The organism is Nitrosomonas sp. Is37 (genome assembly GCF_033063275.1).
In the GTDB taxonomy this organism is placed as follows: Bacteria; Pseudomonadota; Gammaproteobacteria; order Burkholderiales; family Nitrosomonadaceae; genus Nitrosomonas.
Genome location: NZ_JAWJYP010000022.1, coordinates 24092 through 50934 on the forward strand (window position 1 = coordinate 24092; position 26843 = coordinate 50934).

Annotated in this window: 25 protein-coding genes and 1 tRNA gene; 10 read left to right on the forward strand and 16 right to left on the reverse strand. The window is 41.6% G+C overall.

Features of this window, described 5'->3' with window-relative positions; translation table 11 throughout:
- Positions 1 to 113: 113 nt before the first annotated feature.
- From sdhC to sdhA, 3 genes are read left to right on the forward strand one after another with little or no spacing between them, the layout of a single operon-like run.
- On the forward strand, positions 114 to 503 hold the full coding sequence (sdhC, locus tag R2Q26_RS10870; protein WP_317536295.1) for a succinate dehydrogenase, cytochrome b556 subunit: 390 nt from the start codon (positions 114 to 116) through the stop codon (positions 501 to 503).
- Positions 504 to 508: 5 nt separating this feature from the next.
- Entirely contained in the window at positions 509 to 850 is a 342-nt protein-coding gene (gene sdhD, locus R2Q26_RS10875) for a succinate dehydrogenase, hydrophobic membrane anchor protein (RefSeq protein ID WP_317536296.1), read from the forward strand.
- A 1-nt stretch (position 851) separates the two neighbouring features.
- The gene (gene sdhA, locus R2Q26_RS10880; protein WP_317536297.1) at positions 852 to 2615 is read left to right on the forward strand and encodes a succinate dehydrogenase flavoprotein subunit; all 1764 of its coding nucleotides are present in this window, start codon (positions 852 to 854) and stop codon (positions 2613 to 2615) included.
- A 164-nt stretch (positions 2616 to 2779) separates the two neighbouring features.
- Here the strand turns inward: sdhA and ftsB are convergent, their stop codons facing one another.
- The 6 genes from ftsB to R2Q26_RS10910 all read right to left on the reverse strand — a co-directional run bounded on the left by ftsB (position 2780) and on the right by R2Q26_RS10910 (position 9094).
- Positions 2780 to 3085, reverse strand: coding sequence for a cell division protein FtsB (gene ftsB, locus R2Q26_RS10885; protein ID WP_317536298.1), 306 nt, complete (start codon positions 3083 to 3085; stop codon positions 2780 to 2782).
- A complete protein-coding gene (gene eno / locus R2Q26_RS10890) occupies positions 3085 to 4368 on the reverse strand; it encodes a phosphopyruvate hydratase (protein WP_090568380.1) in 1284 nt (427 codons plus the stop codon). The genes ftsB and eno overlap by 1 nt, the downstream gene beginning before the upstream one ends.
- Positions 4369 to 4515: 147 nt before the next feature.
- Positions 4516 to 6195 carry a CTP synthase gene (locus R2Q26_RS10895; RefSeq protein WP_090568377.1) on the reverse strand — a complete coding sequence of 560 codons (1680 nt, stop codon included), beginning with the start codon at positions 6193 to 6195 and terminating at the stop codon, positions 4516 to 4518.
- 970 nt (positions 6196 to 7165) lie between these two features.
- Positions 7166 to 7585, reverse strand: a complete 420-nt coding sequence (locus R2Q26_RS10900) for a biopolymer transporter ExbD (RefSeq protein ID WP_317536299.1) — start codon at positions 7583 to 7585, stop codon at positions 7166 to 7168.
- Positions 7585 to 8355 (reverse strand): MotA/TolQ/ExbB proton channel family protein, encoded by a 771-nt coding sequence (locus R2Q26_RS10905; protein ID WP_317536300.1) that lies wholly within the window; start codon positions 8353 to 8355, stop codon positions 7585 to 7587. The genes R2Q26_RS10900 and R2Q26_RS10905 overlap by 1 nt, the downstream gene beginning before the upstream one ends.
- A 4-nt stretch (positions 8356 to 8359) precedes the next feature.
- Positions 8360 to 9094, reverse strand: coding sequence for an energy transducer TonB (locus R2Q26_RS10910; protein WP_317536301.1), 735 nt, complete (start codon positions 9092 to 9094; stop codon positions 8360 to 8362).
- 357 nt (positions 9095 to 9451) lie between these two features.
- On the opposite strand from R2Q26_RS10910, the gene R2Q26_RS10915 reads away from it, so the two are divergent.
- Together R2Q26_RS10915 and R2Q26_RS10920 are read left to right on the forward strand one after the other, a co-directional pair.
- Complete coding sequence (locus R2Q26_RS10915) at positions 9452 to 9868, forward strand: RDD family protein (RefSeq protein WP_317536302.1); 417 nt, start codon at positions 9452 to 9454, stop codon at positions 9866 to 9868.
- Between the two features lie 58 nt (positions 9869 to 9926).
- The gene (locus tag R2Q26_RS10920; protein ID WP_317536303.1) at positions 9927 to 11162 is read left to right on the forward strand and encodes a dicarboxylate/amino acid:cation symporter; all 1236 of its coding nucleotides are present in this window, start codon (positions 9927 to 9929) and stop codon (positions 11160 to 11162) included.
- Between the two features lie 44 nt (positions 11163 to 11206).
- Here the strand turns inward: R2Q26_RS10920 and R2Q26_RS10925 are convergent, their stop codons facing one another.
- From R2Q26_RS10925 to R2Q26_RS10935, 3 genes are all read right to left on the reverse strand, one after another.
- Entirely contained in the window at positions 11207 to 11818 is a 612-nt protein-coding gene (locus R2Q26_RS10925) for an FmdE family protein (RefSeq protein WP_317536304.1), read from the reverse strand.
- A 322-nt stretch (positions 11819 to 12140) separates the two neighbouring features.
- A complete protein-coding gene (locus R2Q26_RS10930) occupies positions 12141 to 14006 on the reverse strand; it encodes an ABC transporter ATP-binding protein (RefSeq protein ID WP_317536305.1) in 1866 nt (621 codons plus the stop codon).
- Positions 14007 to 14315: 309 nt separating this feature from the next.
- Positions 14316 to 15695 (reverse strand): L-serine ammonia-lyase, encoded by a 1380-nt coding sequence (locus R2Q26_RS10935; protein ID WP_317536306.1) that lies wholly within the window; start codon positions 15693 to 15695, stop codon positions 14316 to 14318.
- 633 nt (positions 15696 to 16328) lie between these two features.
- Between R2Q26_RS10935 and flhD the strand changes: the two genes are divergently transcribed.
- A complete protein-coding gene (flhD, locus tag R2Q26_RS10940) occupies positions 16329 to 16634 on the forward strand; it encodes a flagellar transcriptional regulator FlhD (protein WP_317536307.1) in 306 nt (101 codons plus the stop codon).
- Between the two features lie 37 nt (positions 16635 to 16671).
- A complete protein-coding gene (gene flhC / locus R2Q26_RS10945; protein WP_317536308.1) occupies positions 16672 to 17232 on the forward strand; it encodes a flagellar transcriptional regulator FlhC in 561 nt (186 codons plus the stop codon).
- A 318-nt stretch (positions 17233 to 17550) separates the two neighbouring features.
- On the opposite strand, the gene R2Q26_RS10950 is transcribed toward flhC, so the two are convergent.
- Positions 17551 to 18744: a pyridoxal phosphate-dependent aminotransferase gene (locus R2Q26_RS10950; protein ID WP_317536309.1), complete on the reverse strand. Its 1194-nt coding sequence runs from the start codon at positions 18742 to 18744 to the stop codon at positions 17551 to 17553.
- 71 nt (positions 18745 to 18815) lie between these two features.
- Between R2Q26_RS10950 and uvrB the strand changes: the two genes are divergently transcribed.
- On the forward strand, positions 18816 to 20846 hold the full coding sequence (gene uvrB, locus R2Q26_RS10955; protein WP_317536310.1) for an excinuclease ABC subunit UvrB: 2031 nt from the start codon (positions 18816 to 18818) through the stop codon (positions 20844 to 20846).
- Between the two features lie 67 nt (positions 20847 to 20913).
- Here the strand turns inward: uvrB and R2Q26_RS10960 are convergent, their stop codons facing one another.
- Both R2Q26_RS10960 and R2Q26_RS10965 read right to left on the reverse strand, forming a co-directional pair.
- A complete protein-coding gene (locus tag R2Q26_RS10960; protein ID WP_317536311.1) occupies positions 20914 to 21267 on the reverse strand; it encodes an NrfJ in 354 nt (117 codons plus the stop codon).
- A 20-nt stretch (positions 21268 to 21287) separates the two neighbouring features.
- Positions 21288 to 22754: an alginate export family protein gene (locus R2Q26_RS10965; RefSeq protein WP_317536312.1), complete on the reverse strand. Its 1467-nt coding sequence runs from the start codon at positions 22752 to 22754 to the stop codon at positions 21288 to 21290.
- 58 nt (positions 22755 to 22812) lie between these two features.
- Here R2Q26_RS10965 and R2Q26_RS10970 point away from each other — a divergent pair, with 58 nt between their 5' ends.
- Entirely contained in the window at positions 22813 to 23064 is a 252-nt protein-coding gene (locus tag R2Q26_RS10970; RefSeq protein WP_317536313.1) for a hypothetical protein, read from the forward strand.
- A 195-nt stretch (positions 23065 to 23259) separates the two neighbouring features.
- Here the strand turns inward: R2Q26_RS10970 and R2Q26_RS10975 are convergent, their stop codons facing one another.
- Positions 23260 to 23877 (reverse strand): Spy/CpxP family protein refolding chaperone, encoded by a 618-nt coding sequence (locus R2Q26_RS10975; protein WP_317536314.1) that lies wholly within the window; start codon positions 23875 to 23877, stop codon positions 23260 to 23262.
- Positions 23878 to 24183: 306 nt separating this feature from the next.
- On the opposite strand from R2Q26_RS10975, the gene R2Q26_RS10980 reads away from it, so the two are divergent.
- Positions 24184 to 24259 (forward strand) — tRNA-Asn (locus tag R2Q26_RS10980).
- A 6-nt stretch (positions 24260 to 24265) separates the two neighbouring features.
- Here R2Q26_RS10980 and R2Q26_RS10985 read toward each other — a convergent pair.
- From R2Q26_RS10985 to R2Q26_RS10995, 3 genes are read right to left on the reverse strand one after another with little or no spacing between them, the layout of a single operon-like run.
- Entirely contained in the window at positions 24266 to 25294 is a 1029-nt protein-coding gene (locus tag R2Q26_RS10985; RefSeq protein WP_317536317.1) for a site-specific integrase, read from the reverse strand.
- The gene (locus R2Q26_RS10990; protein ID WP_317536315.1) at positions 25213 to 25560 is read right to left on the reverse strand and encodes a helix-turn-helix domain-containing protein; all 348 of its coding nucleotides are present in this window, start codon (positions 25558 to 25560) and stop codon (positions 25213 to 25215) included. Before R2Q26_RS10990 ends, R2Q26_RS10985 begins: the two co-directional genes overlap by 82 nt.
- A gap of 2 nt (positions 25561 to 25562) precedes the next feature.
- Entirely contained in the window at positions 25563 to 26711 is a 1149-nt protein-coding gene (locus R2Q26_RS10995) for a replication initiation factor (RefSeq protein WP_317536316.1), read from the reverse strand.
- Positions 26712 to 26843: the final 132 nt, after the last annotated feature.

Genomic DNA, 26843 nt, shown 5'->3' on the forward strand with positions numbered 1-26843 from the left:
CTTAAATGATGATTTGGCATTGTATGACACGGAATAACAGATTAAACTAAAATCTGTAAAGATTTGTTAGTGTTGTCAATTATCTAAAAACAACATCGTCCATTACTTATTCTATGGAAACAAAATTTCAAAGAAAGCGGCCAAAATATCTTAATCTCTTTAAGATTAAGCAGCCGTTGCCAGCGCAGGTTTCCATCCTGCATCGTATAAGTGGTGTATTATTGTTTTTTCCGGGTATTCCATTGTTACTTTGCAGCTTGCAAATGCTATTAGGTTCGCCTGAGGGTTTTGCTGAGTTACAACTGATACTGGTTAATCCATTTGTAAAAGGCGCCTTATTATTGCCAGTATGGTTTTTTATGCATCATTTTTGCGCAGGTATTCGTTATCTGGCGCTGGATTTACATTATGGTATTTCCCTGGAACAAGCGCGTTTAAGTAGTAAGATTGTATTCATAATGGGTTTTATCCTAACAGTGCTGATGGGAGCTTTATTATGGTAAAAGATATGAATCGTATTATAAGCGGCGCTCATTATGGTTTGCGGGATTGGTTAATCCAGCGCGTTACAGCAGTATTGATGGTAGTTTATGTATTGCTATTAGCCTTCCTATTCAGTTTCTACCCAATTTCTGATTATGCAGCATTGAAATCGCTATTTACCAGTCAGTGGGTGAGAATAGCTTCTTTTTTATTTTTTATAAGCCTTTGTTGGCATGCTTGGGTAGGTATGCGTAATGTATTTATGGATTATATTCATGCCACAATTATTCGTCTAACGTTGCATATCGCAGTCATCATTTCTTTGTTTTTCTATCTTATCTGGTTTGCTGAAATTCTGTGGGGTTAACGTGAACATCCCGAAACGAAAATTTGATGTGGTGATTGTTGGTTCAGGCGGAGCAGGGATGCGGGCTGCGCTGCAATTATCAGAAGCTGGTTTAAAAGTAGCCGTTCTATCTAAGGTTTTCCCCACTCGTTCACATACAGTTGCTGCACAAGGCGGTATTGCTGCCTCCCTGGGTAATGTCACCGAGGATAATTGGCATTGGCATATGTATGATACCGTAAAGGGATCTGATTACCTCGGTGATCAGGATGCGATTGAATTCATGTGTCGGCAGGCTCCCGAGGTTGTTTACGAGCTCGAACATTACGGTATGCCATTTGATCGATTGGAGAATGGCAAAATTTACCAGCGTCCTTTTGGCGGGCACTCACGGAATTTTGGGGAGACGCAGGCAACACGATCTTGTGCAGTGGCTGATCGCACAGGTCATGCCATGCTGCATACACTTTATCAGCGTAATGTGAGTGCAAACACCCAGTTTTTTGTAGAGTGGATGGCGTTAGATCTCTTGCGGGATGAGCAAGGTGATGTACTTGGTGTAACCGCGCTGGAAATGGAAACTGGCGAGGTCATGATTCTTCAAGCCAGGGCGACTTTATTTGCCACAGGCGGGGCGGGGCGCATTTTTCAGGCGAGTACGAATGCCTTTATTAATACGGGTGATGGTCTGGCTATGGCTGCGCGTGCCGGCGTCCCGCTGCAAGATATGGAATTTTGGCAGTTTCATCCAACTGGTTTGTATGGAGTAGGGGTGCTGATTAGTGAAGCCGTGCGGGGGGAAGGGGGGTATCTGCTCAACAAGGACGGTGAGCGTTTCATGGAACGTTATGCACCGCATGCCAAGGATCTGGCGAGTCGCGACGTAGTATCGCGTGCTATGACAACCGAAATAAAAGAGGGCCGAGGTTTTGGCCCAAATGCTGATCACCTTTTATTGAAGCTCGATCATCTTGGTGCCGAGGTGATCAAATCACGCTTACCCGGAATACGTGAGATAGCAATCAAGTTTGTGCATGTAGATCCCATTGAACAACCTATCCCTGTTGTTCCGACGGCTCATTATATGATGGGCGGGATTCCTACTAATCTCTACGGTCAAGTCGTTGCGCCTTATAAAACAGGGCCAGAAGAAGCTGTGCCAGGCTTTTACGCGATAGGCGAGTGTGCTTGCGTCTCTGTGCATGGAGCAAATCGTTTGGGCACTAATTCGTTACTGGACCTTATCGTCTTTGGGCGAGCAGCAGGTAATCAAATTATTGAAGATTTGAAACGAAATTCCCAATACAAACAACTCCCTTCCGACATTGTCGATAAGACACTCGCAAGATTGGCACGTTTGGATAACCAGAAAGACGGAGAGAGTGTTGCCCAAGTGGGTGATCTATTACGAAAAACCATGCAGACATATTGTGGTGTATTTCGTTTTGCTGACATGCTGAAGGAAGGGGTAGAAAAAATCAGTGAAATCGCCAAACATGTTGCGCAAACGGAAATCAAGGATAAAAGTAAAATATTCAATACTGCCCGAGTTGAAGCATTAGAACTCGATAATCTGATTGAAGTTGCAACGGCAACCATAGTATCAGCTGAAGCTCGTCGTGAAAGCCGTGGTGCGCATGCCAGGGACGATTTTCCTGAGCGGAACGATGACAAATGGCTTAAGCATACTTTATTTTTCAGGGAAAATCGTCGTATTGACTACAAGCCGGTCCGGCTGAAACCTTTGACAGTAAGCTCATTTCCGCCTAAAGCAAGAACTTATTAACAATAACTTTAATAAGTTGGTCAAAGTTAACTAATAGATTATTTAGTTCGTATCATGCTTACTGTGGCGTCCTTTTGATTAAAGGATAAACATGCTCTTATTTGTTTTCTGGCACGTGATGGGATCATTCCTGAATAACCAATCATAATCCCAATAATCACGTTCTATTGTCTTCCTGTTTGTGAGCTGCTCTCTTCATTGCTCTCTAAGATTTGAAAAAAAAACTCATCTCCCCGTATCATGCCCAATTCATTCCGGACAAGCTCTTCAATGGCATCGAGCCCTTTCTTGAGATCATTAACTTCAGCTTCCAGAACAGTATTTCGATTTAGTAATTTCTGATTAGTTTGGCGCTGAATAGCAATTTGCTGGTCTATTTCAAATACATTCAGCCAACTTCCTTTGCCAAACCACAATGGATATTGCGCCAGAATGATCAGTACGAGAAGCGTGACAGCCAGTTTCTTCATTACTTTAGTTGATAGTAAGCTCTCCGCCCCGGATATTTAGCCGTTTCACCAAGATCTTCTTCAATGCGCAATAATTGATTATATTTTGCCAAACGATCAGAACGAGAAAGCGAGCCAGTTTTAATTTGCAGTGCGTTTGTTGCGACCGCAATATCAGCAATGGTGGTATCTTCAGTTTCTCCCGAGCGATGAGATATCACGGCAGTGTAACCAGCACACTTAGCCGTTTCGATTGCAGACAAAGTTTCAGTAAGCGTGCCAATTTGATTGACTTTAATCAAAATTGAATTAGCAACACCGCGTGCGATTCCTTCTTTTAGAATTTTTGTATTAGTAACGAATACATCATCTCCAACGAGTTGCACTAATTTGCCTAGCTTATTAGTAAGTAGCTCCCAGCCATCCCAATCATGCTCGCTCATACCATCTTCAATACTGATGATTGGATATTTGTCTACCCAGCTAGCAAGATAATCGACAAATTGAGCTGAGGTAAAACTCAGTCCTTCTGATTCTATATGATATTTCCCATCTTTATAAAACTCTGAACTGGCACAGTCGACACCAATTGCTACATCGGAACCAGGTAAATAACCTGCCTGATCAATAGCTTGTACAATAAGTTTAAGTGCTTCTTCATTATTCATGAGATTGGGGGCAAACCCTCCCTCATCGCCGACAGTTGTTGACATATTTTTTTTATTTATGAGTGTCTTGAGTGTACTAAATATCTCAGCGCCACACCGGACCGCCTCGCGAAAACTTTGCATGCCTAATGGGATAATCATGAATTCTTGCATATTCAGATTATTATTAGCATGGGCGCCACCGTTGATCAAATTCATCATAGGCACCGGCAGTGACATTGCGCCAACACCTCCCAAATAACGGTATAGCGGTAGACCAGATTCCTCAGCCGCTGCCTTGGCTACCGCCAATGAAACAGCAAGAATTGCGTTAGCACCTAACCTTGATTTGTTTTCGCTACCATCAAGATCTATCAGAGTCTGGTCGATGAAAGATTGCTCTACTGCATCAAGCCCCATAATAGTTTCTGAGATCTCGGTGTTAATATTTTCAACAGCTTTTAATACACCTTTCCCTGAGTAGCGTTGTTTGTCTTCATCACGTAATTCTACTGCCTCTTTAGTGCCAACAGATGCACCTGAAGGAACCGATGCGCGTCCAAGCACACCAGATTCAAGTAATACATCTGCTTCAATGGTCGGGTTGCCACGGGAATCTAAAATTTCACGGGCGATTACATCCACTATTGCACTCATGCGACTTTCCTTGTAGTTATTTCACTTAAATATTGTTGTTAAATTATTTACATCTAGACAAACCAATCATTTTTTATAATTTGATTGTTTGTGAAAGGTTAGGTAGATAAATTGAATAAATGAATATATAAAACACATTGTAACGATTCAAATTGAATTTTTTATTTCAGCGCTACTTTTTATTTCTGAACTGGTGCGTTTGTTGGCAAAGTCAATAGCAGCTTTAACATAAGCTTTGAATAGGGGATGTCCCATTCTAGGTGTAGAAGTAAATTCCGGATGAAATTGGCAGGCAACAAACCAGGGATGCTCACTTTGTGATAATTCGACCATTTCACATAAATTTTCTTCGGCAGATAAGCCGCTTATGTGTAGTCCTGCTTGCTCCAATTGAGGAATAAATTCTGCATTGACTTCGTAGCGATGGCGATGACGTTCAATGATTTTGTCTGCTCCATAAATCTTTCTTGCTAGCGAATCTTCTTTAAGTATGCATTCCTGTCCGCCTAGACGCATGGTTCCTCCTAGATCCGTTTTTGCTGTACGTTTCTCAAGGCGACCCTCGCGCGTACGCCACTCAGTGATTAATCCTAGAACAGGATAAGGGGTGGTAGGATTGAATTCCGTACTATGCGCATCTTCCATTTTAAGCACGTTGCGTGCATATTCGATCACGGCTAGCTGCATACCAAGGCATATACCCAGATAAGGAATTCGATGGATACGGGCGTAGTAAATAGCTTTTATTTTTCCTTCAACTCCACGTTTACCAAATCCGCCAGGAACCAGAATGGCATCCTTGCCAACGAGACAATCCGTACCATTTTTCTCGATATCTTCTGAATCGATATAGCATATGTTTATCTTGCTGCAAGCATGAATGCCAGCATGTATCAGCGCTTCTGATAGGGATTTATAAGATTCAGTCAGATCGACATATTTTCCTACTAAAGCAATCGTTACTTCGTATTTAGGGTGCTCTAATGCATAAACCAGTTTTTTCCAGACTGAGAGATCGGCTGATTTGGCAAGTATATTCAGTTTGTGACAGATGATTTCATCCAACATTTGTTCATGCAGCAATGCAGGTATTTTGTAAATGCTGTCGACATCAATCACTGAGATGACAGCTTCTTCCTTGACATTGGTGAACATAGCAATTTTGCGTCGTTCTTCTTGTGGAAGCATACGATCGGCACGACAGAGCAATACATCAGGTTGTATCCCAATCTCTCTTAGCTCTTTTACTGAATGTTGTGTTGGTTTGGTTTTTAATTCTCCAGCTGACCCAATATAGGGTAATAAGGTCAAGTGAATAAAGCACGTATCATGGGGTGGAAGCTGCACTCCCATTTGCCTGATTGCTTCCAAAAAGGGCAAAGATTCAATATCGCCAACGGTGCCACCAATTTCTACAATAGCCACTTGGGCATCATTTACGCCATTACGGATAAAAAGTTTGATTTCATCGGTAATATGGGGAATAACTTGTACTGTGCCACCAAGATAGTCTCCTCGTCGCTCTTTACGAATTACACTTTCATAGATTTGACCAGTCGTAAAATTATTGCGTTTAGTCATCTTCGTGCTGATAAAACGCTCATAATGTCCTAGATCGAGGTCAGTTTCTGCACCATCATCAGTAACAAAAACTTCTCCGTGTTGAAATGGATTCATCGTGCCAGGATCTACGTTGATATAAGGATCCAGTTTTAGCATGGTAACTTTAATACCACGATTTTCCAGAAGGGCTGCTAATGAAGCTGCGGCAATACCTTTACCTAAGGAAGATACTACACCGCCAGTCACAAAGACATACTTGGTCATGGGGGGCAATGTTAACTCAAAAAGGACGCAATGGAAACCCTGAATAAAAGCTCTTATTGAAAGCTTTAGAGCAATTACACAGGTCTGTTTGGGGTTTCTGTAAAATTGAGCTGATTGGAAGCATATAGTTCCGAATTAATGATCTGAAGTGAAAGCAAAAATGTTTAGCGATTGAGAAAAATTTATACGCAAATTTTTGCAAACATGGTGTAACTATTGCATAAATGATCTAATGAAGCAGAAATATTGTAACGCTCTCTTACTTAATTAATGAAATGAGGATCTATTTTGTTTACGTTTAGGCTTAAAACATTTTGATTCGCTAAATCAGAAGTGTGAGCAGATTCAATGTTATTTCTGTAATCGCTATGGAGCGATATTTGAAATGACTATTATAGCGTCGTTGATAATACCCGTGGTATCAAAGTTTATCAGCCTACCTGTACTGATCACCTGAGTTCGAGAGCCAATCTGCAGCTTTACCTGATCTTCTGCAATTGCGCTTTTACTTTCTGGTGTTATTCCATTTCTAAATCAAACCTAATTTTGTCGGCTTCACTTTGCCGTATTATTTATACTGTCTGCGGCTCGCCCTCGTGTCATCTTTGATTTAGAAATGGAATTATAACGTGTGCACATGTTCTTGATACGCACATTACTCAGAATAACTTCCAATTTGTTACTAATTTTTTCTGGGCAGTTTCCACGTCAAAATAAGCTTCTCCACATAGGAACTCGATTTGGATGAGCTCATTTTTTATGACTACTGAGCTGTATCCAAATCAATAGAAATTTCTGAGATAACCTTGATGGTTAGATGCTGTTCAACGGCTGTTTTATATAATCAGACAGCAGTTGGGAATAATGTAGCCCAGAAAACTTGCAGCTATTGTTAGCAGTAATGAGTAGTATGCTAGCAAATGGTTTTCAATAATGAATGTACTTTAACAAGTTAAGCTGAAATCGTTCCTCATTCGAGAGTTGGATCCGTAACAAAGCCAATTTTCGTTAATCCAGCTTTTGCAGCTATACTCATGATACGCGCCACGTGTTCATAATGTGTATTTTTATCAGCACGGATATGTAGCTCAGTATTGGGAGAATTTTCTGCTGATTGAGTAAAACGGGGTGCTAGTTGCTCAAGAGTGACTGTCTCACCATTCCAGAAAAAACTGCCATCAGCGCGAATGGCAAAGTCAATGTGCTCTGGCTGGGTCGCATGGGGATTGCTTGATGCTTTCGGTAAATCAATTTTTACGGAATGAGTGAGTAGTGGTGCTGTAATGATGAAAATGATCAACAAAACGAGCATGACATCCACGAGTGGTACTACATTAATTTCAGACAGCGTTGTCTGTCCCTGATAGCGCTCTGAGCTGCCAAAAGCCATTATTGTCTCCCCTCAAGCACTGAAGTAGTTGTTGCACTTGGCGTAAACTGAGGATTGTGATTTTGTCCAGTTGCTCCCTTGATGCTATCTCCACCTTTGCTGCCAACTGTAACAATGGTAAATAAATCATGCGCAAATGCATCCAGCCGCGCCATCCATATCCTATTTCGTCTAACAAAAGCGTTATAGGCTAATACGGCTGGAATGGCAACAGCCAAGCCTAAAGCTGTCATAATTAACGCCTCGCCAACTGGTCCAGCTACTTTATCCAATGTTCCTTGTCCAGTGAGACCAATTTGGATCAGTGCATGGTAAATGCCCCAAACAGTACCAAACAATCCGATATAGGGAGCGGCAGAACCAGCCGATGCGATAATGGTGAGACCATTTTCAATGCGTGTTGCCTCCTGATCGATACCATTGCGCAGTGTGCGGGTTAACAATTCACTCGCTCCTCCTGCTGCAGCAAGTTTTTCCATGCCATGCTTTTGGGAATCAGCCCTAACATCTACCGCCAATTTAGCTAGATGGGCAAACGCATTGTCTGTAGAAGAACCTTTCATTTCTATTTTCAGTTCTTGTAGAGAATCAACCTCCCAGAAATGATCTAGAAAAGCATTGGCTCGCCGAGAGACAATAAAATTACTGATACTTTTCGTGATAATCAAATACCAACTAGCCACTGAAAGAGAAAGCAATAAAATGAGTACGCTCATCCCTACATGGTCTATCTGAGCTAGAAAATGAGAAAAACCAAGATTTTCTTCCATTACATTAATTTCCTTGGATTACAAAATTAAAAGGTTGCAATGCGATAGCTCGTACGGGCTGGCCATCACGCACCGCAGGTTTACAGCGCCAAGTCTTAACCGCAGCTAGTGCAGCATTATCAAGTCGGGAATAACCGCTACTATTGACAATACGGGTATTGCTAATACGGCCTGATTCATCAAGCTCAACTTGTAGCATGAGTTTCCCTTCCTCACCCAATCGACGTGAAAGAGCAGGATAATCCGGTGCACTTAATTCCGGGCAAGATACCGATAACTCAGATGAAAGGGTTACAGGGCCGCTCTGCATTTGCTCGGGACGAGCAGCCGCTACAGCCTTCACTTCCTGCTGCTTTTGTGTCGGTGCAGGTTCGTCGTGAACAGGTTCTGGCGTACGAGGAGAAGGAGGAGCTACAAATTCCTCTTTAGGCAGAACGGGTGCACTGGAAGCCAATTGGCGGTGTTTCGGTTGTGGTTGTGTTTTTTTAACAACTTTAGGTTTTTCCGGAGGGGGCGGAATATGCTCTGCTTTTAAATTAGCTTTGGGAGTCTCTGGTGCTTCAATTTTAGGTTGTGGTGGTGCAATCAGTTCAGCAAACAGTGTAACTGTTTGGGTATTCGTGGATGGCAAGCGGTGGTGCCACATACCATAAAGTAGGGCAGCATGTACCAAGAGTACAAATAGTAGGCTAATAAAAGAAGTGGATGAGACGGTCGAATTGCGCTTTGTATGGATCATACAATTAACGCCCTCCAAGAAAAGAAATATATTGATTAATCAAGTTATTTCTTGTTTAAGGATGATAAACAGAGCTGGTTAAATTATTTAGATAACTTATTGTATCCGCAGCAACCTAAAATTTTGAAATACTATTTATTCCAATAATATTAAGGCAAACGATAATAGTTATCAATCATTATTAACTGTTAACTGAGAATTTCTTATTGGTTAAAGAGATTGGACAATCTGGATTTCTAAGGGAAAGTGTGAAATAACCTCTTGGAATGCCTTACAATGTGCTACTAAAGAAGACATTTTTATTAACTTGGCTAGTTTGGTCATTAATTATAAATAATATGACCTAAGTAATTTTTCATGACAAACTCAACTCCTCGATTTTGGCGGCGTACGTTATGTATGCTTTACGAATTTCTGTTACTACTTGCAGTCTGGTTTATTGCCGGTTTTATTTTTCATTTTGTGTTTCGTGATCCTACTGCAGCATATTTCAAACCGCTATTCCAATTTTATCTGCTGTCTGTTGCTGGGATCTACTTTATCTGGTTTTGGACGCATGGTGGCCAAACTTTGGCTATGCAAACCTGGAAAATGCGTGTTGTAACAGTTAATGGCAATAGGCTCAGTACTCGACAGGCTATTACCCGTTACCTCTTTGCCGTGATTGGCATCACTTTTTTTGGCTTCGGAATTATATGGGCGTTATTCGATCGTGACCGCAAGTTTCTGCATGATCGACTTGCCGGAACACGTATTGTAAAAGTAGAAAACTGAAATTGAAGTTCAATTTTACTTCCCTCGTATCACATCTGATGATAAATCTGGAGTTTTCATGATGAAAATATCCCTCAATATGCAAATTCTGTTAGGTGCATTAGGTGGCATTTTGCTGGGTTTGGGGCTTGTCATGCTCGGTATGGATTCACCCATCTCTCAGAATGGTTTGTATATTGCCAGTTTGATAAGTACTTTATTCATTGATTTGTTGAAAATGATACTTGTTCCATTGGTGTTTACTTCCATTGTTGTCGGTGTTGCGAATTTACGTGCACATCACCAAATAAATCGGGTGTGGCAAATCACTCTTGTTTTTTTTGCATCCACTATGGCATTGGCAGTGATACTGGGTCTAACAGTAGCCAATCTCTTTCGACCGGGTGAAGGGCTTGAGATTGCGATGTTTAAGGATGCCATGCAAGATTTCGAAGTTAAGCAAATGTCCCTGGGCGAATTTTTTGCTCACTTTCTACACTCGCTTTTTTTGAATCCAATAGCAGCGCTTGCTCAGGGTGATATCCTTGCTATCGTAATATTTGCATTACTGCTTGGAATTGCTATGGTGGTGGGCGGGGAGCGCTATCATAATATCCTCATTTTGATGAAAGAATTTCTGGAGCTCATCCTGATGTTGGTGAGTTGGATCATGCGTTTTGCTCCACTCGGTATTATGGCATTGCTACTGCAATTGATCGTTACTCAGGATATTACCCTGCTTACCACACTGCTTAAATTTGTGGTAATTGTTATCGGGACAACATTATTCCATGGTTTAATCATCTTACCCCTCATACTTTATCTAACGACAGGCATGACACCTCTTAGATTCTGGAAGGGGGGGCGCGAAGCATTGATTACTGCTTTTGCAACCAGCTCCAGTGCGGCTACTATGCCCATAACGATGCGGTGTGTGGAACAGCATTTACACGTCAAATCCGATGTGGCGGGCTTTGTCGTTCCGTTGGGAACGACTATCAACATGGATGGCACAGCGTTGTATGAGGCTATAGCCGCTTTGTTCATCGCCAATCTTGTGGGAATCGAGCTTGATATCACACAACAACTTATCGTCTTTTTTACTGCCATGCTGGCTGCTATTGGCGCACCTGGCATTCCAAGCGCCGGCATGGTGACAATGATAATGGTGCTCCAATCAGTAGGTTTACCAGCTGAGGCAGTAGCTATTTTGCTCCCTATCGATCGTTTATTAGATACTTTTCGCACGATGGTCAATGTTGAGGGAGATATGATTGGGAGTTTAGTCGTACAAAAGTGGATAAGAAGCCCTTAATGTAGTGGTTTCAAAGAGTTAACTTTTAACTGTATTAACCGGGATTACAGAGTAGTGACGCGTATTACGCGCGGATCATCCGCGAATTCCAGTAACAATCGGCGTACACGAGCCTGCCATGCATCAGCAAAAGCACTTCGTATCGTATCATCAGCGCGATTTTGCAGGATAGCCGCCATACGTCCACTTTGTGCCGGATCACCTGGCACCAAGGAAACATCGAGCTCCACCGCTACACTTGCTCCGGTATCAAGACGTTTGAAGAGGATAGCTTCTCCTTCCCGTTGGTCTGCAAAGCTAAGCAATCCCATCCGCCTGAAGCGCCCTTGAATTCCATGAAAGCCATTATCGGCGGCTGCACCAGTTAATAATGTCAATACTTGCGCCATCACACCGGTGGTACCTTCGTGTTCTGGTGCAGGCATATGAACAGCAATTGAGCCTCGTTCAGCAGGCTCATCCGGATAAAGCGTACGCAGGGCGGCTCGCCCCATGAGATATGCGCCTGCGACAGTAGGACATGAATGACCAGCGAGACGTACCGCATCGAGATAATGGTATTCTAGTAAACCATCACGCGCAGCACCCAGCATGGCTGCAAATGGATCACGGGTCTGTATGACTGGTGCCAGTTCGTAAAAATCGGGAAAGTTCATGAGATATCAACCTTGATGATTAAGTTAGAATGGATTGGGGTACGCTATTTAAGCTTGTATAGAGTATATGATAAGTTATCGCTCTTCTCTTTTTTAGCCGCATTGCAGTTATAAGCTTATTTAATTTATTTTAAAGCATACCAGTAATAAAATTACTGTCTCATTACTTTTAGTGCTTGCGCCCATTTATGCAATTCATTAAGCAGGGATGTTCCCAAGCATTACATAATGATCATTAGCTATAAAAATTCTTATTTTTATCGATGTGTGTGGAAACACTCTGAACTGTTGCTGCTTTTACCGGGGGCATCATTTTTCCTGATTAGGCATCACTGGCTGTTTTGTGGGGGTGCACAAGGAATCCTCCTGATTGGTGATTCCAAAGCATTGCATACAGCTGATTGTGAGAGAGCAGTTCTGCGTGACTGCCTTGCTCAACGATCCGGCCTTTATCTAATACAATGAGCCGATCCATGGCAGCAATGGTGGATAAACGGTGGGCAATCGCAATAACTGTTTTGCCTTGCATGAGTTGATACAGGTTCTGCTGAATGCTGGCTTCCACACCTGAATCGAGAGCAGATGTTGCTTCATCAAGGATCAGGATAGGAGCATTTTTTAATAATGCTCGGGCAATTGCAATACGTTGACGTTGTCCCCCTGAAAGATTAACACCGCGTTCGCCGACGAATGCATCATAGCCTTTGCGGCCTTTACTATCAACCAGGGTCTGAATGAATTCATGGGCATGAGCAAGTTTTGCCGCTTCGAGCATCTGAGCTTCAGTTGCATCAGGTTTACCGAAAAGAATGTTGTCACGAATGGATCGGTGAAGCAAGGAAGTATCTTGGGTAACGATAGCGATATTGGCGCGTAAACTTTCTTGGCTAATTTGGCGGATATCCTGCCCATCGATCTGAATAATGCCTTGCTGAGCATCATAAAAACGTAACAACAAACTAATCAAGGTAGATTTGCCAGCGCCTGAGCGGCCGACAATACCTACTTTCTCACCAGCGACGATGTGTAAATTAAGATCATCAAAAACCAGCTCGCTTTGCTTTTGATTTGTTCGATGATAGGTAAATCCGACATGATTGAAATCAATCGTGCCAGATTTTACTTTCAAAGGAGCAGCATTAGGAGCGTCCACTACGGTCAGTGGCTCTGATAATGTATTTATGCCATCATGGACAATTCCAATATTTTCAAATAGTGCGCTGACCTCCCACATGATCCAGTGTGACATTCCGGTTAGGCGTATCGCAAGACTCATGGCAATTGCCATGGCTCCTGTGGTGATATTCCCGTTGATCCATAAATAAATTCCCAGTGCACCAATGCTGAATACCAATAGCATATTACTGCCCCATACACATCCGAGCAACCCAGTAACCAGTCGCATTTGGGGATGAACGGTTGACAGGAAATTTTCCATGCCAGTTTTTGCGTATTCAGATTCACGCTGAGTGTAGGAGAACAGTTTGAGTGTCAAAATATTTGTATAGCTATCTACAATACGGCCGGTCATGCTTGAACGTGCATCGGCCTGTACCTCAGAGATTTGTTTTAATCTTGGAATGAAGTAATACAGTATGGCTGAATACATGGCCAACCAGATAAAAAGCGGGATACATAAATAAGGATCAGCATTTGCAACGAGAAACAAAGTAGTGATGAGATATACAGCGATGAAAAGCATTACATCAAGTGTTTTCATGACAGCTTCACGTACAGCCAAGGCTGTTTGCATGACTTTGGTTGCAATGCGGCCGCTAAATTCATTCTGGAAAAAAGCATAGCTTTGATTGAGCAGATAGCGATGGGCTTGCCAGCGCACTATCATTGGAAAGTTACCCATTAACGTTTGGTACATGATCAGCGAGTGAAACAGAACCAGAATGGGCATCAGCAGCAGTATAAATAGCGATAAACCAATCAATGAGAGCATTTCTTCTTGCAAGAAACTCTGGGGATCTTTTTCAGCTAACCAATCGATAATCTTTCCTAAAATGCCATAAAGCATCGCTTCACCGATGGCAACGCAAATAGTCAGTATTGCCATCAAAAGCAGATAGGGTTCGACCCCTCGGGTATAGTGACGGCAAAACTGATACAAACCCTTAGGCGGCTCAGTCGGATGCTCAGGTGGGAAGGGATTGATTAAGCGCTCAAAGAAGCCAAGCATATAGCGTTCTGTTACAAAATGAGAATGAGGGAATATATTAAAGTTGTTGCTTTATGCCTAGATAATTTCTTCTTGTAAAGGTATTAGTCACCGGTGATTCGCTCAAATATTCTGAAGCTGGCTACATAAGTGCCAATGTTAGATCCCAATGACGAAAGTAGAAATACGAGTAAGATCCGTGTTATTTGATTGTGCCCCCAGCCTTTTAGACTAATTGCATCATTTCTAAGACGACTAAATTCGCCGCTACGCCTCAAACAGGATCAATCTTCTGAGTGCCTGAATGTTGTCAGTCTGTTTTAGGATTAATCAGCATTCAGTAATGCTTACAGCCAAACCACCCAGTGATGTTTCTTTGTATTTATGTGACATTTCTAGGCCAGTTTGTTTCATCGCTTCAATACAGTTATCTAGCGGCATAAAATGATCGCCTGTTCCCCGGCGAGCCAGCGCTGCTGCTGTATGGGCCTTAATCGCACCAAATCCATTACGTTCTATGCACGGAACTTGAACTAAACCACCCACAGGATCACAGGTCATTCCTAAATGATGCTCAAGAGCAATTTCTGCTGCATTTTCTATTTGCTTTGCTGTTCCTCCCTGGGCTGCACATAAACCAGCTGCCGCCATTGCAGCAGCTGATCCAACTTCTCCCTGACAACCAACTTCTGCGCCAGATATAGAACTGCGATGTTTGATGATGCCACCAATTGCTGCAGCGGTTAATAAAAAATCTCTTACGTTTTCAATACTACCGTTTTCGTGTTTTACCATGTAATAGAGTACGGCCGGAATAACGCCGGCTGCTCCATTGGTGGGAGCAGTTACTACCATGTGGCCTGCTGCATTTTCTTCATTTACGGCCATCGCGTATGCGCATAGCCAATCGTTCAGGGTTGCTTTTTCGGAGTTTTCATGAAGTTGATTAAAAAGCTTTTTAGCCCGGCGTGATACCTTAAGGCCACCAGGTAGTTGTCCTTCTGTTGTTAAACCATTTGCAATGCAACGTTGCATTGCATGCCAAATTTTATCTAGCCCCTGATCAAGTTCATTGGCAGTTAGTTTCGTCAATTCATTGGCGCGTTTCATCTCTGCTATTGAATAATTACTTTGTTGAGACATTTGCAACATGCTTCGTGCTGAATCAAACGGGAAAGGGAAAGATTTGCCTGATTCCATTTTTAGGGGGGCATTTAGTTGACTAATTTCAGCAAGCGTATTAATAAATCCCCCGCCAATGGAAAAGTAGGTTTCGCTTAATAAAACTTTCTTATTTTCATCAAGCAGCGTAAAAATCATACCATTTGGGTGTTGAGGTAATGTTTCGTGCTTATCAAAAACAATGTCATTATCGGGGTTGAATGTGATAACTGTATCCTTGTTTACCATAAAGGAATGGGTAGCCCATAGTTTTGCAATTAATGCATTAACATCCAGTTCAGATAACGCTACGGGAGTATAGCCGTGAAGTCCCAATACAACAGCCCGGTCTGTTGCATGACCTTTGCCGGTAAAAGCCAGAGAACCCTTGAGCACGCAACGAACATGCATGGCTTTGTTGTTCGAAGATGTTGCCACAAGCTGATAAATGCGACTGCGGAAATCATTAGCAGCCATCATGGGCCCCATAGTGTGAGAGCTAGAAGGACCAATTCCGATTTTAAAGAGATCAAGAACGCTGATGAACATAAATCAAACCCTGTGCGAATTGTGATAAAGAATTCTTAAATAGAAACTAGGAAAACCCTGAGAGCTTATGAACGAACCTGTTACCTATTTTGATAGTTGCAACGGGTAGTAACTGTGCTTTGTCTATCTACTCGATATGGGGCTTTGTTAAAATTCATCAGATTCGTTTTATCGAAGCTCACAAGATTCGTTTTTTTATTACTGCATTTTATCTTAACTAATCTCTCGAAAACTGTTCGCTACAATTTTTTTCAAATATATTGAGATTCTCGAGATTACTTGTAGTTCTTTTTTAACATTGAAAGATAGAGATAGATATTGCTAATAATTATTTAAAATCTACACTTCTTCCTTGATAGCTGCAAGCAGGTTACTTATCGGTTGATGATTTAATGATTCATATTTTAAGAAATCACTTTTAATAAGGTTGCTCAGCATATAATTAAATAAAAGAGAGAGAAAACACTGTATCTATCTGATCCATCAATAAATTTATAGCATGTAGGAGAAAGTCCTACAGAGAAGCTAGTAGAGTACTGACTCTTCATTTGGTTGATGCCCCATTTACTTCCCTAGCTACAAGTTTAAGAATGTATCAGCTTAAAAATAATGGTGAAAATAAGGAGCATCAAAATGGAAACAAGTCAGATTCTTGATGAGATAAGAGAGATTAACCTTAGCTACATGTTACTTGCTCAGCAGTTATTGCGTGAAGACAAGGTTACGGCAATGTATCGACTCGGTGTTAGTGAAGATGTTGCAAACATTCTGGAGAATCTTACCTCTAGTCAATTGTTAAAAATGGCTACTTCTAATATATTGCTATGTCGTTTCCGATTTGATAATCGACTCGTAGCTGAAATTCTATCTAATCATAACCGGGATCGTGCTCTGGTCCAATCTCACGCTACTATATTAATGGCTGGGTCACCAGCTTAAATTGTTGCTTAATTCGTATTAGGTAAAACAAAATTCTATGCGAGAAAAGAGTATCTTATTAGAAGCAAGACAAATTCAGCTTGCTACGGATTTAATTAAACTTGGTGCCAGATTACAAGTCTTAGAAGCAAATACAGAATTGAGTCGTGAGAGACTTGTAAGGCTATATAAAGAGATAAAAGGTGTATCTCCTCCCAAAGGAATGTTGCCTTACTCTGAAGACTGGTTTACAAGCTGGCAACCAAACGTACATTCATCATTATTTATTAATATTTATAATTTTATTTGTAAACATACAAATATACGTTCTATTGATGCTATTATAAAAAGCTATAAGTTATATCTTGAGCATATTGAAATTAATCACCTTCAACGCATTCTGAGTTTAACACGTGCTTGGACATTGGTGCGTTTCCTTGAAAGCAACGTATTGTGTATCATCCCTTGCACCAAATGTAATGGTAATTTTATAGTCCATAGCTTGGAGATACATTCTAATCATGTTTGTGGGCTCTGTAATGTTCCATCTCGCGCGGGCAAGACCAAGAAAGTTACTCCAAGCGCTGCAACAAAAATGAAACAGGAATATGCAGCTTGAGCTTCTTTGATCATTAATAATTACAATTGACCATTTAGATCAATTGGGTTAAATCGATTGGAAGATGATTGATTGTAATCCATTTCCAAATCAAACATAACACAAACGCATGCAGCAGGTCGTATAAATAATGCGGCAAAGAGAATCGACAGAATCAAGTTTGATTTAGAAATGGAATAAAAAGTTATTTATGGGATTTCTTGCTACCCCTTGCTTTCAGTTAAAGACAGACGCATAAATATTTTTTACCAATTAACTACCAAGCAAAATTGCGTATTTATGGAAAATTCCCTATAAAGAATCCAGCAAGATTCTTTCTTATTTCAGCAGATTGCTCATACGTTTAATTGCTTCTTCCAGATTCTTCATTGAAGTGGCAAAAGATAAGCGTATATATCCTTTACAACCAAAGGCCGATCCAGGTACAACAGCGACCCCTACTTTTTCTAATAATAATTCGCTAAGAGTGATATCGCTATCATTGTTGATATGCCCATTATTTTGTAGTTTTTGTATTACTTGCCGAGCATCAGCAAACGCATAGAATGCGCCGCCAGAAAGTAAACAATGAATACCGGGGATCTTATTTAATCCATCAGTAATAAACTGATTACGTTCCTTAAACGCTGCTTGCATCGGAATCATGCAGGATTGATCACCATTAAGTGCTGCTTCAGCTGCGATCTGGGATATAGAGGTAGGATTAGAAGTGCTTTGTGATTGAATATTCTCCATTCCAGTGATGATCTGCTCTGGTCCGCCACAATAACCAATTCGCCAGCCTGTCATCGCATAAGCTTTGGAAACACCATTCAAGACAATTGTTCGCATGCGCAAATCAGGACAGGCATTGAGTATATTGACAAACTTATCATCCGATAAAAGAATGTGTTCGTACATATCATCGGTTGCAATCAAAATATTTGGGTACTTTCTTAATACCTCCCCTAATGCCTTAAGCTCATCCAAACTATAGACACTGCCAGATGGATTGCTAGGACTGTTGATCACAAACATTCTGGTCTTGGGCGTTATAGCTTCTTCCAGTTGTTTGGCCGTAATTTTAAAACGATCTTCAATGCCCGTTTCAATAAAAACTGGCTTTCCTTCCGCAATAAGCACAATATCGGGATAAGAGACCCAATATGGAGCCGGAATAATCACTTCATCACCTGGATTGATCGTGGCTAATATAAGATTGAAAAAGCTTTGTTTTCCGCCACAAGAAACGAGAATTTCCTTGGAAGTAAAATCTAAATTATTGTCGCGTTTGAATTTTGTAATAATTGCACTTTTGAGCGCTGGTGTACCTCCCACTGGGGTATATTTCGTGAAGCCAGCATTAATCGCAGCGATTGCTGCATCTTTGATATGTTGCGGTGTATCAAAATCAGGCTCACCTGCACCGAGTGCTATAATATCTTTACCCTCAGATTTAAGTCTTGCTGCTTTGGCAGAGACGGTTAGGGTAGGGGATGGTTTAATGGCCTGTGCGCGCTTTGAGAGTTCCACAACTGTGCTCCTGAATGGTCGATACCTAACTTGGTAAAATTAAACTAATTTCTTACATTAAAATTATACCTGTGATTATTACCTTTCCCAACAGTCCTTATAAACTTTATCAATCTTTTCAACCCGCTGGTGATCAACCAAGTGCAATTATCAAATTGATTGAAGGTGTAGAAGATGGCCTGCTTTTTCAAACATTACTAGGGGTAACCGGTTCAGGTAAAACTTTCACGATAGCTAATACAATTGCGCAATTAGGACGTCCTGCAATCATTATTGCGCCCAATAAAACATTGGCTGCACAGTTATATGCAGAGATGCGAGAATTTTTCCCAGAAAATGCCATTGAGTATTTCGTCTCTTATTATGATTATTATCAACCCGAAGCATATGTTCCTTCCCGTGATCTTTACATAGAAAAAGACTCCAGTATCAATGAGCACATTGAACAAATGCGCCTTTCTGCGACAAAATCACTGCTCGAACGCAAAGATACCATTATTGTTGCAACAGTATCCTGCATTTATGGTATTGGTGACCCAGTTGACTATCACAGTATGATTCTGCATTTGCGCGAACATGAAAAAATTTTACAGCGTGATATTATCAAACGTCTAACTGGAATGCAGTATCAACGAAATGAATTCGAATTTAATCGTGGCACTTTCCGGGTAAGGGGCGATACACTCGATATTTTCCCAGCGGAAAACTCAGAAGTAGCCATTCGAGTATCGTTGTTTGATGACGTAGTGGAGCATATCTCTTCCTTTGATCCGCTAACAGGGCGAATTCTGCAAAAGATCTCACGTTATACTGTTTATCCTTCAAGTCATTATGTGACACCAAGAAGCACTACACTGCGGGCAATTGAGACAATTAAGACTGAATTGGCTGAACGTATTTCGTACTTTCATCAGCAAAACAAGCTGGTGGAAGCTCAGCGTATTGAGCAACGCACTCGCTTTGATTTAGAGATGTTGAATGAGCTGGGTTTCTGTAAAGGTATCGAGAATTATTCACGTCATTTTTCAGGCAGAAAACCTGGTGAGCCGCCACCCACGCTGATTGATTATCTGCCAAATGAAGCTTTAATGATTATTGATGAGAGTCATGTAACTGTTCCTCAGTTGGGGGGAATGTATCTGGGTGATCGGTCTCGTAAGGAAAATCTAGTTACCTATGGCTTTCGGTTGCCTTCAGCATTGGATAATCGACCACTAAAATTTGATGAGTTTGAAAAATTGATGCCCCAGACAATTTTTATCTCAGCGACTCCAGCAGATTATGAGCAAAGGAAAAGCGGTCAAATTGTAGAACAGGTTGTTCGACCTACTGGCTTAGTTGACCCAGATATTATAATACGTCCGGTAGCAACGCAGGTAGATGATCTGATGTCGGAAGTTACCATACGTACGGCAAAAGCAGAGCGAACGTTAGTCACCACGCTTACTAAACGTATGGCAGAGGATTTGACCGATTATTTCTCTGACCATGGAATTAGGGTGCGCTATCTTCACTCTGATATTGATACTGTTGAGCGAGTAGAAATTATTCGGGATTTGCGTCTTGGCAAGTTTGATGTACTTGTTGGAATCAATCTCTTACGAGAAGGGCTGGACATCCCGGAAGTATCGTTAGTGGGAATTCTAGATGCTGATAAAGAAGGTTTTTTGCGGTCAGAGCGCTCGCTGATTCAAACAATGGGAAGAGCAGCACGTCATATCAATGGCACTGCCATTCTTTATGCTGACCGTGTTACCAATTCAATGCGGCGGGCTATGGATGAAACTGAACGGCGACGTAAAAAACAAATTTTATTTAATCAGAATAACAATATTACGCCACGAAGTGTCAGTAAACGTATTAAAGATCTCATTGATGGTGTTTATAACAATGAGCATATACAAGGAAAAATTGGAATAGCTCAAACACAGGCTCGCTACAATCATATGAGTGAATCTCAGCTAACGAAAGAAATTAAGTCGCTGGAAAAACAAATGTTGGAATCAGCCAAAAACTTAGAATTTGAAAAGGCAGCTCAATGTCGTGATGAAATAAAAAATCTAAAAAATAAGTTGTTTATTGGATTTGTTGATTCAAAATGATGATGTGCTTGTCACCACAAGTTAAAAAATATCAATTTCATTTGATGTAAAAATTCGTTATTACCCGTTATTGAGCGATCTTTACTTGGGTTGATGTCACAAAGATAAGTTGATCAAATGTCCGATTTAGGGTTTTACTGGTAAAGTGGTGCATCCTCATATTTTCAATAAAGCGTATATGATCGCCAGCCTTGACTTTGGTGGTAGGCGCTGCAATCCAGAAACGCTTACCACCATTGTCTAACTCCATATAAGTATAACCTGTCGTATCTAGCACTGATACGATTATCCCCTCGTCATCTGGTAATTTCTCTGTTTTAGCTGAATTAGCAGAGGGAACATTTTGGTTAGACAAAACAGGTGTAGGTTCCAATAAAAAGCCAGTGAAGGCGACAGTCATAATCAATAGCAGTTTTTTCATTATTTTATTTCTCTTGGAAATTAGAAACGGAATGTATATTGAGTATAAAAGAAATCAGGGTGAATACCGGGGCGCTGATTTTGAATAAAATTACCTGTAAAAAGTTTGGAATATCCCACAAGTATATCCTGATGGCGATCCACATGAATATTAACACGAAAATCAATTTCATCCCCAACATGGCTGCCTGATTGCCCAGTTATATCGTGCAGCGTCCCTACACCTGCTGCATTATAAAGAAAATCGCGTTTGTTCGCTAAATAAAAGCGGTGGTATTGCGCGATAAATGTAAACCAGGATTGAGGATGTAATGTGAACTGAGCATTGAAATCATGGATATTCTGACGACCAACCTGATCTAGGTATCCTAGATAATAATGTCCAAATGGAAAAAGCTGATTAAACGTATTGGATCTGCCATCATTTGGATTGCTGTCACCAGAGGCGAAATCATAGCGAAGCCAGAATTGAGGGTTCATAGGAAAGGGGAGATGGTATCCAGCACCTGTAGCTACTGCAAAGGCTGATATATCTTGATTTGAGCGTTGCCCAAACTGGTACATTCCCTCAAGTTCATATAAGAATCGATTGTAATCCCCAATTATTCGTCCACCTACAGTTTGCAGGACCGAATCGCCTTGCAAAACATTCCCTTGCAAAAGATTCGCTGTTGTAACCGTTCGGTTATCTATCAAGCTTAGAATATACAGATCAAGCAGTTGACCCTTCATTGGTCGATATGTGCCCCATAAACCGAAAAAATTCCGGTCGTGATCCCAGTTATCAAACTGATTCTTTTCTGTGATCATAGGTCTGACAAAAAAGGCATCCAGATCGAAAGTAGGGGTTCGCCAGAATGTTTTAATACCCTGAAAGGTTCGACGTGTATTGGCCCAGTCCAAGGTGGAGATTAGCCTTTGGGAACCATAAAGTAATTCTTGCCGACCAACCCGCATATACGCTGGTCCGTTGAGGAACTGACCTAACCTGATATCTGCAAATAAATTCAGCATATCAGTATGGTTTTGATCAGTGGGCAGGGGAGCCAAACTTTGACCAGAGGTACGGGCATCAATAAATTCAGCAAATAGTCGGAATCTATCTTGATACCAAAGATCTGCATGGAAACGTGTACGATAAAGATGGTATATATTGTCAACACCTGCTGCATTGAGACGACTATCTGTTTCATCCATGAATCGGTACCAGAACTGACCCCCAAATGAGAGCAGCCAGTCATCACCCAGATGAATACGTTTGAGTGGATCAAAAAAATCTTTTTCATGATCTGGCTTTTCGAGGTAACGGAAATCAATATCGAATGCAGATGTTGGAATCAAAGCAAAAGGGGCATAAGGAGCGACAGGCGGTGCTTCACGTTTATTTCCAGTGATTAAATCCCACAATGAATAGTAGCCAGCGCCAGCAGGTGGTATCACATAAATTCCTACGCGAGGCAGTGGGGTTACAGGAGGGACCTGTGCCATGTTAAATTTTTGACTAGTCGAATTTTTCGATTCTGCTGAGTGACCCTGAAACGATAATGTGGCGATTGCTAAACCGAAAAATAGTTGTAGTAAAAAGATTCTTGCTCCAGCGCAGAATTTTGATTTGATACCTCTAAAAGAACTGGATAAAAGCATTATTTTGTTACCTCTCCCTGGCATTTTTTATTTAATTAGTATTGCTATTAATTCTTGGCAATTAAGAAAAATTATATTTTTTGTTTTTTTGGGGGGGGCATATTCTAACAAAAATTTATTGAAATCAAAGAAAAGATGCTCCCCTATTATTTGATTTTTGCCTTTTTAAATTTTGCTTTTCGGCAATTTGATTATTTTAGTAGTACTAACTAGGTACAAGATGCCAGAGAAAATGCTGAGAACAAATTGTAGATTGAAATAAATGTTATGATGAGAATGTAATAGAAGGGAATGGGGCGCTTAATAAAACAAGCGCCCTTAGTTGCTAAAGGTATATTTCAGAATATCTTTAAATTTGTTTAATGCCGCCACTACTATGATCACTCCCATGCATATCTTGACGTATTTCCATTGTTTTAAGCTTATTCATTTGCTCGGGTGTTAAAATATTATGTACGGCTTTGCGTTCTTTTATATGATACTCAACCATCTCACTGAAGGCGTTTGCGTACTCTTTGCCTAATTTACGTAGCGTTTCATCTTCAGTACTAGGCTGCATTTTTGCTTTTCGGAAAGCTTGATAACTTTCGTATATCTTTTCTTTTATTTTTTCATGCTCTTTAGTACCTTGTATGTGTAAGCGGGCAATTTTACCAAGCTGTTCGTCGCTAAGCTGCAGCGCATCGGCATGAAATGCAATCATATGGGGATAACTAAGTGCTTGCTTCATCATCATGTGACCATGCATTCCATTGCTTGGACAACGTCCCCCATCACTTTCTTTGCTTAGCTTCTTTTCAGTAGTTTTACCGCTTCCTTTTTGATTACTTTGCTCTTGTGTCTGTGCTATCGACAAAGTTTTTCCCTGCATTTGAGTGATAGTAGTGTCATCTGCGAATGAAGCCCAAATAAAGATAGTTAACGCGAAGCAGAGAAGGGTAGTTATTATGGATTTTTTGTGATTCATGATTATTTCTCCTGTTTGTTTGAAAAGCTGATAAAGGCCATATCTAGTCAGTCGAGAAAAATCTGAAAATGAGAATATACTTAATGACACGACGTGTAGAGTCCAGAAATCAAGTAGATAAGGAGAAGCAGCGTTACGTCGCCAGCAATATTCTCATCTAACAATGTAGACTTTACTAAAAGTAAAAAAGTGCCAGGAAAATTTAGTTTAAGCTCTGTGTTGACAACAATAGAAAGTGCTAGCAACAAATGAAGGTTGACCGATAGCGCTCAAAACGTTAATATACGCGATTCTTATGCTGCATATTCCCCGATAGCTCAGTCGGTAGAGCGACGGACTGTTAATCCGCAGGTCCCAGGTTCGAGCCCTGGTCGGGGAGCCATCTATTTTAAGGCTTTACTGGACTCACCTTTTTGGCCGCGTTCTCAACGTGACAGAAACGTGACAACGGAACCACTTTGCTATTCCGTGTCGATTCGATTCTGGATGCAGCAAACGCCATATTTTCAGTAGCAAACTTAGCATAACGATCCACCATATTGCGCGATTTCCAGCCACCTAGGTCTTTCAGTTCATCGCAGCTCGTGCCAGCCTGACGATGCCATGAAGCCCAGGTATGGCGCAAATCATGAAAACGGAAATCTTTAATCCCAGCTTTCTTGAGTGCATTTACCCAGGCCGTATTGGTTAAATCCCAACCAATAGGCTGACCACGATAAGTAAAACAGAATTGGTGATGCTTTCCTATTTGCTCTTGTAATACGGCGACTGCATCCTTATTCAACGGGACACCTCTCGGTGTGCCATTTTTGGTTTTATTCAACCATGTTGTGCGTCGACCTAAATCAACACGATTCCACTCCAAACCGGTAATCTCACGTGCCCGGCAGCCAGTAGCCAAAGCAAACCGGATCAAGGCCGCTAGATGATCAGGTGAAGAAGCAATCAAGCGGTCAGCTTCCTCTCTCGTTAGCCAGCGATCCCGTTCTACTTCACCCGGCAGCAAGCGAATCTTGGGAATGCTATCGATCCATTGCCATTCATCGCGTGCCATCTTCAGCAAATTGCGCATTAAGGCTAGATAACGATTCACCGTTGCAGGCGTATTGCCTTTCTTGAGTTGTCCTTGTACCACTGACCAAATCACGTCACCGTTGATTTGATTCAATGTCAGGTTGCTCATATAAGGATCAAGCATCCGACAAATTCGCTGCACATCACGGTAACTGCGCAAATTCGCTTTAATCGTGAGATACCGTACTACGGCTTCTTGCCATGAGCGTTGAGGCTTGATGCCGAAATGATGCTCTCGGAAGGCTTCCAGCCGGATTTTGGCTAGCAGCGCTTCGGCATCTTGTCGACTTTCAGTCCCAGCACTTTGGCGTATTCTCTTGCCGTTTGGGAGCGTGGTTGCAATCCACCAGAAACGTGAATCTGGCCTCCGGTAGACGCCTTCTTGGGTTTGGGCCATAAATTTTCCTCCTTAGCCCGCCCGTGCTCGCGTTGCTTATAATCCTCTATCCAGGCATCTAAATCAACCCTGTCATACAGGCAACGACGACCCAGCTTGATAAAAGGAATCTTCAATTCAGTGAGCAGCGTTACGCCAATTCCAAGGTAACGCGCCGCTTCCTCTTTGGATAAGCATCGAATGGCAGGCAGGGGCAGGCTAACTTTATCCATCGTTATTCGCCGTCTGACTGTTTCCGATACTGAGCTGCAGATTTGTTTAACTTGGCTGTTTGTTCGGCTTCGATATCTCGATTCAGAATGGTATTGAACTTCCTTGCCTTAATTGCTACTTTTTCCTCGATAAAGTCATCGAAAGTTAATCCCAGATGAGCGCTGATTTCATCAAAATGCTGGCAAAAGGCAAGCTTGAAAGCAGCAAATCCCCGGTCAAGATTCCAAATCCTTTCACGTGCCATGTAAGAGGTGAGGCAACTTAATAAACTGCTGCATAGCTTATCAACACCAGGAACACGCGCTGAATTAAAACGAGGGAGAAGGGGGTTATCATTAGTTTGCCAATCCACTGAGGATAAATAGCCCCACAGAGGATGAATTGGCCAGCGTGAGCGCGTTTGGTCATCGGGATTGGGTAACGTCAAGCTTAGCCATTCTGTGGTGGCATAGCTCCATAAGCCATTCAGATGATTTAACACGTCTGAGAGCTTCTGCAATCCCTTTTGGGTAATGACTTCCCGATTGAGTTGAAATTCAAGCCGCCATACCGGGTCTAGTCCATTCCATCCCGCGCGATACCATAGCTCATATAAATAGGTTTTTTTGGATTGCTTGAGGATTTCCAGCGTTTTGTTATACAAACGGCAACTGATGACACCACCCGCGCCAATTGTCCAGCCGGAGAATTCTCGCTCGATAGAATATTGGTTAATAGCAGAAGCACGCGTTACCCAGGCATGACGATCCCAGCTTTCCATATTCTCTGCACTGACGAAATCTACAAATAAATCGATACGGCTGACATTAGCGGATTCATGAATGGCTCCCAATTGATCCAGGGTAGCCCGTAGCGCTTTTTCTGCTGCTACTGGACTCACATGAGTCAAGTACTCACTGGATATCTTCACATAGGCTAATGGAACGGATTTGCTGCGTGATAGCTGAATACGAAAAGCATTATCCTCCAAGATATAGGGGAATAATTTTGCTCCTTTGTCCTTGACTTCAAAGATATGGCCATTAATGGGATACTGGGATTTGATTTGTTCATGAGGTTCAGGCAATTGCGCGATCTTCTTCAGCTCCTTTAATTCATCATTTACATCAGGCAACAATTCACCTGGATAGGAGAGATAAAGACTATCCACCCCAAACCTTAAAAGCTTAAAGTACTCACTATTGCAGTTATTGGGTACTGTGTTACTAGGGTCTGTTGACGTTTTGAGATAAGTATTTCATAAATAGAAGCAAACTCGTAATATTGAGAGGTTCTCACACCA

What these genes read in the sequence shown, in the direction of transcription:
- R2Q26_RS10910 (WP_317536301.1), bottom strand. Translation starts at nt 9,094, where the DNA reads ATGATCCATACAAAGCGCAATTCGACCGTCTCATCCACTTCTTTTATT.
- R2Q26_RS10935 (WP_317536306.1), bottom strand. Translation starts at nt 15,695, where the DNA reads ATGTTCATCAGCGTTCTTGATCTCTTTAAAATCGGAATTGGTCCTTCT.
- flhC (WP_317536308.1), top strand. Translation starts at nt 16,672, where the DNA reads ATGCGAGAAAAGAGTATCTTATTAGAAGCAAGACAAATTCAGCTTGCT.
- flhD (WP_317536307.1), top strand. Translation starts at nt 16,329, where the DNA reads ATGGAAACAAGTCAGATTCTTGATGAGATAAGAGAGATTAACCTTAGC.
- R2Q26_RS10960 (WP_317536311.1), bottom strand. Translation starts at nt 21,267, where the DNA reads ATGAAAAAACTGCTATTGATTATGACTGTCGCCTTCACTGGCTTTTTA.
- R2Q26_RS10990 (WP_317536315.1), bottom strand. Translation starts at nt 25,560, where the DNA reads ATGGATAAAGTTAGCCTGCCCCTGCCTGCCATTCGATGCTTATCCAAA.
- R2Q26_RS10895 (WP_090568377.1), bottom strand. Translation starts at nt 6,195, where the DNA reads ATGACCAAGTATGTCTTTGTGACTGGCGGTGTAGTATCTTCCTTAGGT.
- R2Q26_RS10975 (WP_317536314.1), bottom strand. Translation starts at nt 23,877, where the DNA reads ATGAATCACAAAAAATCCATAATAACTACCCTTCTCTGCTTCGCGTTA.
- sdhC (WP_317536295.1), top strand. Translation starts at nt 114, where the DNA reads ATGGAAACAAAATTTCAAAGAAAGCGGCCAAAATATCTTAATCTCTTT.
- R2Q26_RS10920 (WP_317536303.1), top strand. Translation starts at nt 9,927, where the DNA reads ATGATGAAAATATCCCTCAATATGCAAATTCTGTTAGGTGCATTAGGT.
- R2Q26_RS10900 (WP_317536299.1), bottom strand. Translation starts at nt 7,585, where the DNA reads ATGGCTTTTGGCAGCTCAGAGCGCTATCAGGGACAGACAACGCTGTCT.
- R2Q26_RS10930 (WP_317536305.1), bottom strand. Translation starts at nt 14,006, where the DNA reads ATGCTTGGCTTCTTTGAGCGCTTAATCAATCCCTTCCCACCTGAGCAT.
- ftsB (WP_317536298.1), bottom strand. Translation starts at nt 3,085, where the DNA reads ATGAAGAAACTGGCTGTCACGCTTCTCGTACTGATCATTCTGGCGCAA.
- R2Q26_RS10925 (WP_317536304.1), bottom strand. Translation starts at nt 11,818, where the DNA reads ATGAACTTTCCCGATTTTTACGAACTGGCACCAGTCATACAGACCCGT.
- eno (WP_090568380.1), bottom strand. Translation starts at nt 4,368, where the DNA reads ATGAGTGCAATAGTGGATGTAATCGCCCGTGAAATTTTAGATTCCCGT.
- R2Q26_RS10965 (WP_317536312.1), bottom strand. Translation starts at nt 22,754, where the DNA reads ATGGCACAGGTCCCTCCTGTAACCCCACTGCCTCGCGTAGGAATTTAT.
- R2Q26_RS10915 (WP_317536302.1), top strand. Translation starts at nt 9,452, where the DNA reads ATGACAAACTCAACTCCTCGATTTTGGCGGCGTACGTTATGTATGCTT.
- R2Q26_RS10905 (WP_317536300.1), bottom strand. Translation starts at nt 8,355, where the DNA reads ATGGAAGAAAATCTTGGTTTTTCTCATTTTCTAGCTCAGATAGACCAT.
- sdhD (WP_317536296.1), top strand. Translation starts at nt 509, where the DNA reads ATGAATCGTATTATAAGCGGCGCTCATTATGGTTTGCGGGATTGGTTA.